We start from the raw sequence: 5,866 nt of genomic DNA, 5'->3' as shown, positions 1-5,866 counted from the left end.
GCTGATGCTGAAGCGGCTTGCTGCCTCCCCTTGAGATCTCAAATGGGTTCTATAGTAAAACCTGCCCAATAATAAGGATGAGAACTCTCTTTCGTTATTGGCTTCACTGTATCTCCTGGCTCCACCCTAATGACACCTTTTCCCTTCTGAAGCTCTCGTGTTTTAGCAGGTTCGCTCTTATCTCTAAGCATTGCAAGTTGAGCTTGCCTTAATGCTTCGGCTCTAATAGGCGCTGTTCGCAAATTCCTGTAGAATTCTGTCATAAATTTCACAGTCGCCAAATCATCAGCATCCCAAAGACTTGCTAAGACGGATTTAACTCCTGACGAGATTGCTGCACTAGCCCAGCCATACTTCAGTTCTTTCTCTCCATAACCTACTTTGCCAGCACTAAGGGCTAGCAACTCAACTGGAGGTGAGTTCCACTTCAGCTCATCCAATTGATCCAGTTCTAATTTCCTATCCCATAACTGGATAAAAGAACTTTTGGATGAATCTTGTGCGAAATTCGAGTAGCCAGCGAAATGAATGATTTCAAAAGGTCGTTGCTCTCGTTTCTGTTTTAAATTATTGAATGTTAGCTCTTGATTAAGCAAAACATCACCTGACCAAAGGTGCATGATACTGTCTATCTCGTCTTTGACTCCAGGTAATTGAGAAGAAAATTCAGGGCTATTGGGTGGACGAACAGAAGTTCCTATTGCTAAAACTCTAGCGTTTTTAAGACTACTGTAACGAGTATCTGTCAAATTAAGTCCGGGCATTACTCCAATGCTGTAATTCTCAATAAGAAACTTTTTACCATCATGAAGTGCGGCTAGCGGTAGAGAGCGTAATGCAGGATCTTGCAGAATAAAGACTAAGTTGGTGATACCTTGCTTTTGTAAAGTTGGCTTAAGAGGATCAATTATCCATTTATAAAGCTGCTGAGCATGGACTAAATATCCATTTTCTCGTCGTTGAGAAATCTCTGATCTAAAACTTCTTGCAATGCTCAAAACTTCATCTTGTCTGACAACATTAGGTGTCTGCACCCATCGACGACTTTCTGCGGTCACTAACAATAGCCCTAATTGATTATATCCTTGCCCATTAGAAATAAAATTAACGTACACAATAGCTGGTTTTTGACCTGTTTGTTTTGCAACACTGGCAGGGGCATCTCCCACACTCTCTAGTAAAGCTTGTTGCGCTTGATCAAATTGATTTTGAACCTGATTTAGATTTCCCGTTAGTTTATCTAGCTGTGCTTTTTTCTGAATGACTTCTTGTTTAATGTTTTCAGCAATTTGTCGAGCATTTTGCAATTGAACTATCGCTAGTTGCTGCTCCTTCTTTGCCTCTTCTAACTTCGCTTGGGCTAATTTAACCTGTTGAGTAGCTCCTTGGATCTTTTGCTGTGCTTTCTGATCAATCCCTGCTAGTTTTTCTTTGGCAGTTGCTAGATCCCTCTCTGCCTGTTGAACTTTAGCATTTGCTGCTGTGAGCTTTTCTTCGGCAGCTTTTCTTTTTTTCTCGGCACCGCTTGCTGCGACTATGGCGCGGTTTGCTTGTTGACCTTTAATAACTGCATCCCGATTGGTTTGCTCAACCGTAACGGTTGCTTCCTGTATCTGACGTTCTGCGGTAACAACTTTTGCGTCTGCCTGTTGTTTCTGTGTATCTGCACTTTTCACAGCTTGTCCTGCCCATGTACCCGCTACTGCTGCCAAAGTAAGGGTTATAGCTAAGACTCCTATGCTAACCCGCTCCCTCAACTTTGCCTTACGATTAGCCTCTGCAAGTACCAGCTTTGCCTGCTCAGTTTGTTCTAGTTGTATCTGAGTCCGTTGTTGCTGTGCTTCTACTTGTTGACGGTGCTCTCTTTCTTTTTCTAGTTCTGCAACTAACTCAGCTAATTTGGGTTCCTGCTGCTGGCGAATGAAGGAGGCAAGATAATCATGCACCAATTGATAGCGATCTGCTGGAACCTCCGGTAGCAAAAATACTAGACCAGAGTCTACAAAAATCCGTAGCACCAGATCTAAGGGACCATCTGAAATACCTGAGTTGTCTGACTCATCTAGACTAATTGCTAATGCGTGTAATTCCCTTTCTAACTCGGTACGAGTTTTCAAAGGACGGGTGCCTTTCTCATCTGTGAGTAGGAACAACACCAGTTCTGCCAGAGGCTGGTGCTTAGTCCCACAGTCTGCTACTACTCCAGCCAGGTAGCGTTTCACCAATTCCTGTTTCGGTTCCTGCCCAAGGTCTTGATACTGTGTCAGCGTAGTGATGTTCTCTGCTTGCAGTTGCGCCCCCACCACTTGAAGTTCAATAGGGCGCACTTCTCCCAACTCCTTTGCCAGATCCTCAACCAGTTGGTCAACGAGTTCCGGTTCTAGAAAAAAGCTTGCCCGCTGCGTCAAACTCTGGATAATTGCTTTCGCATCTTGCTGATCGAAGTTACCCAACCCGTACAGCACATTCTGGCTTAGAATGTCGATGCCAGTGCGCTTTAGGCTCTCTAGGCGGCTGCACTCTAGTAAATAATGCAGGTAATCCTCTCGCACTAAAAGAAACACCTTGATCGACAAAATCTGGAGGCACTGGCTCAGGAAATCAAAGAATGGCTTGCGGTCTTCTGGTTTGGGGTAAACGAAAAAGAACTCTTCAAACTGGTCAAAAATTAGAACTGGTCTGAGATGACGTGCCGTATGTAGGCGTAGTTGTTCGAGCACGCTTTCTGATGTCAGTGGCTCAAAAACCCCTTGAGATACAAGATGGGAGTATTCAGTTTTGAGTAACTCCTGATTCCTAGCTCTTGAATCCTGGCTGTCTTGTTCTTCAGTTCTCTCCCTTGTCTTTGCTAAGTAGAATTCTGCAAATGCAGCCCCTAACTGGTTGCATAGTTCCTGCACCCACTGAGTGTAGACTCTCATCACTACTGGCAGATTATCCCGCGACTCGATCGTCTTCTGTTTTAGCGTCGGCACTAGCCCTGCATTCACCAGCGAACTCTTCCCCACTCCAGAGTTGCCGTGAATGACCACCAGTCGATAATCTCGCCGCTCCACCCGTTCGATCAACCGATCCAAATCTTGCTGTCGTCCCGCCGCCGTAATTTCTGGGGCAACCATCCCCTCGGTAGGCACCTGGAATTCTGCTACTACTTCTTGCCGCTGAGGTCGCAACCATCCGGCTCCTACAAACGCCCGAATCCCATATTGTTGCTCGATCGACAAGCGCTCTTGCTTCGCCTGAAATGCCTCCAGGTATTGTTTGCGGTCAAAGTGCAGTTCCCGCAGCTCCCGCAACATGCGGATGGCAATTTTTGGATAGCCCTGATCGCTTACGTCTCTGGCGTTTGCTTCTTTCAAGTGGACGATCGCGGCTTCTGAATTTTCTAAGCGTCGTTCTGCTTCTGCTAGAAACAATCGATAGAGTCCGCGCAACCAGTTTAGATCGTCAAGTTGGTCTGCCAGCTCTGCTAGCGCTTGGTTTGCCGCATCTCTTGCTGCTGTCCACTGCTGCTGTTCCAGCATGACTCGTGCCAGGAAGCCGTAATCTTGAGAGAGGCGTGTCTGGTTTCTGTAGATCCGATGTAGTTCCAGCCCTTTTCTAGCAGTATGCTCTAGTTCATCCCATGCCTGTAGCTTCTGCAGCACTCGCTCCAGTTGAGGAATGCAAAGCGCTACTAGATCGGAACGATTTGCCTGCTCAAACCGAGTGGTCGCCTCTTGCAATGCTTGCCGAATGGGTTCCCAGTCTGGGGTTTGTTGCGAGTTGCTATCGGCGATCGCAAACTTGACTCGTCCAATATACACCAGCAACAGCCCAATTTTGAGGGATAGTATTCCCCCTACTTCCTTACTTTCCTGTGCCTGCCAAAACTGTAAGCTCCGCTCAAAAGATGCCAACGCTTCAACTGAGTCGATCGCAGCCAAGCCCTCAGCAAAATCTAGACTGGCTTGTAGGGTTGGAGAGAGTTCTTGTCCCTGAAGCCGCAGCTCTTGAGTGGCAGCCTCTACTTCTGAGGAGTGCAAAAAACCTAAGTCGAGGGTTCGCCGCAGAAGGTCAAAAGAATCCGTTGCGGTCGGATCTAATAAGTTGTCAAATAAGCGATCTGCTGCCTGCTGTAGGTTTTGAGACAGAATTTCAAGCGGCAGGGTGAAATGTGTTTTGGTTGACCAACTTTCCAAATCAGGAGCGGCATGGACTAACCCCTTCATCACGTCATCCGTTACCCAAAGCACGATCGGGAACGGACAGTTTTTGCGAAACTCCTCCCGCACTTGATTCGCGTTCGACAGCAGTTGCGCCAGGTCAGTAACTGACTCCAAGCCAAACACCATCAACGCACCGGGTTGCTCTCCCTTGAGTTCATCCTGAATCCGGGTGTAAAGTGCTGTTTCAGAGGGATGCAGAACCAATACCCGAATCACCACTGAACAGATTTGCCGCAGATGTTCCACCAACGCATCCCGCAAGTGAGCGTAGTTACATCGCGCCAGCATCAGCGAAAATTGTCCCTCTGCCGACTCAAGCTCCCAGGCAAGATCCTCCAGTTCCGACTGGTTATGCACGATCAACGCTTGCGGGGTTAGTTCGCTCATACCTGCAACTCATTTGCTCCAATCAGAATTGGATTGACTGTGAACCAGGAACCATCGCTGTCACGATATTCAAAGACCAATCGTCGTCGAATGAGGGTCTGGTAGCCCAAATCAGGACCGACTCGTTGCGACTGGTGCACTTGCCGTAGTAGCTCCCATTCCTCTTTAGCAATGGTCATGGTCGTATCGTTATGGCTGGCACGAATGAGCTTCTCCAGAACATCACCTGCAAGCGGCAGTTGCTTCCCTTTGGCGATCCATTCACTCAAGAGTCGCAGTAGATCCCGGACGTGCCCACCGCAAATGCGGCACAGCCGATCGAGACTCTCTGCACTGTCAAACACCTCTGTGATCTGGCTGAACCGTTCATCCTGGCTGAGTTCTGGAAAGGCTCTCGCTAAGACCATCTGACGCAGTAAGTTCATACCCGCTTCACAGTCACTGCCATCTCGATACTGCACTGGCACCATCGGCAGCATCTTGGGTTCTTCCCCAAACCACTGCTTCAGCGTCTCGTAATCAGGCGAGAATTTGAGTGCCAGCGGCATGGTGTATACCACATGACAGTGTAAGCCAAGTAAACACTCGTTCTGGTCGATAAACAGGTATTCCTGCTGCGAACGATTCGCTGACTTCTGACGGTTATCAATCCGATCCAGGTTATCGATGATGACGACCAAGCCCCTTTTGCCCGTTTGCTGAAGTTGGGCGATCGCGGGTTCAATCAACTCCTGGTTAATCGTCTCCAACAGCTTGTTCTTTTGGGGTCCTAAAAACTGATTCAGCTTCTCCCGCAGACTCTGATCATTCTTGGCAGTTACGGTCAGCTCGGCAATGCCAGCCGATAAGGAAACCTCTCGCTTGGTGGTATCTACCCCCCCTTTCCCACCAAAAATGCTCACGCCTGCCTTCACATCCACTTCGGTCAGGAGCACTTTCTTGGTGGCATCCAGCAACCCTCGAAAGCCAGTGGCTTGAGGACTCAGTTGAATCTTTTCTAGGCTCTCACTAATCCGACGAGCGATCGCTAAGAGCACATCGCTAATATCGACATCTGCCATTTCCAGGTCATCACTCGACACAAAGTAGACCACATGGAAACCGTCATCCTCTAGTTCCGCTTTTAGTCGCAGCAGCTCGGTGGATTTGCCACACCCAATATGACCAGTGAACAAGGCACAGGTCGGCTCATCAAAGAAATCAACAATGTTGCCTTTTACAGCGGTTATTGATTGGATAAGCCACACTTTGGTAGCCTAAAGAGCACACAT

The 5,866-nt window shown here is 47.9% G+C and carries 2 protein-coding genes; both read right to left on the bottom strand.

The features are described 5' to 3' along the window. Positions 1-38 precede the first annotated feature (38 nt). Positions 39-4,595 carry a CHAT domain-containing protein gene (locus AC5JLP_RS06145; protein WP_496067039.1) on the bottom strand — a complete coding sequence of 1,519 codons (4,557 nt, stop codon included), beginning with the start codon at positions 4,593-4,595 and terminating at the stop codon, positions 39-41. After that, positions 4,592-5,842 carry a P-loop NTPase fold protein gene (locus AC5JLP_RS06140; protein ID WP_496067038.1) on the bottom strand — a complete coding sequence of 417 codons (1,251 nt, stop codon included), beginning with the start codon at positions 5,840-5,842 and terminating at the stop codon, positions 4,592-4,594. The genes AC5JLP_RS06145 and AC5JLP_RS06140 overlap by 4 nt, the downstream gene beginning before the upstream one ends. Between the last annotated feature and the right edge of the window lie 24 nt (positions 5,843-5,866).

The organism is Stenomitos rutilans (genome assembly GCF_059505485.1).
This window is presented reverse-complemented; position numbering and strand designations above follow the sequence as displayed.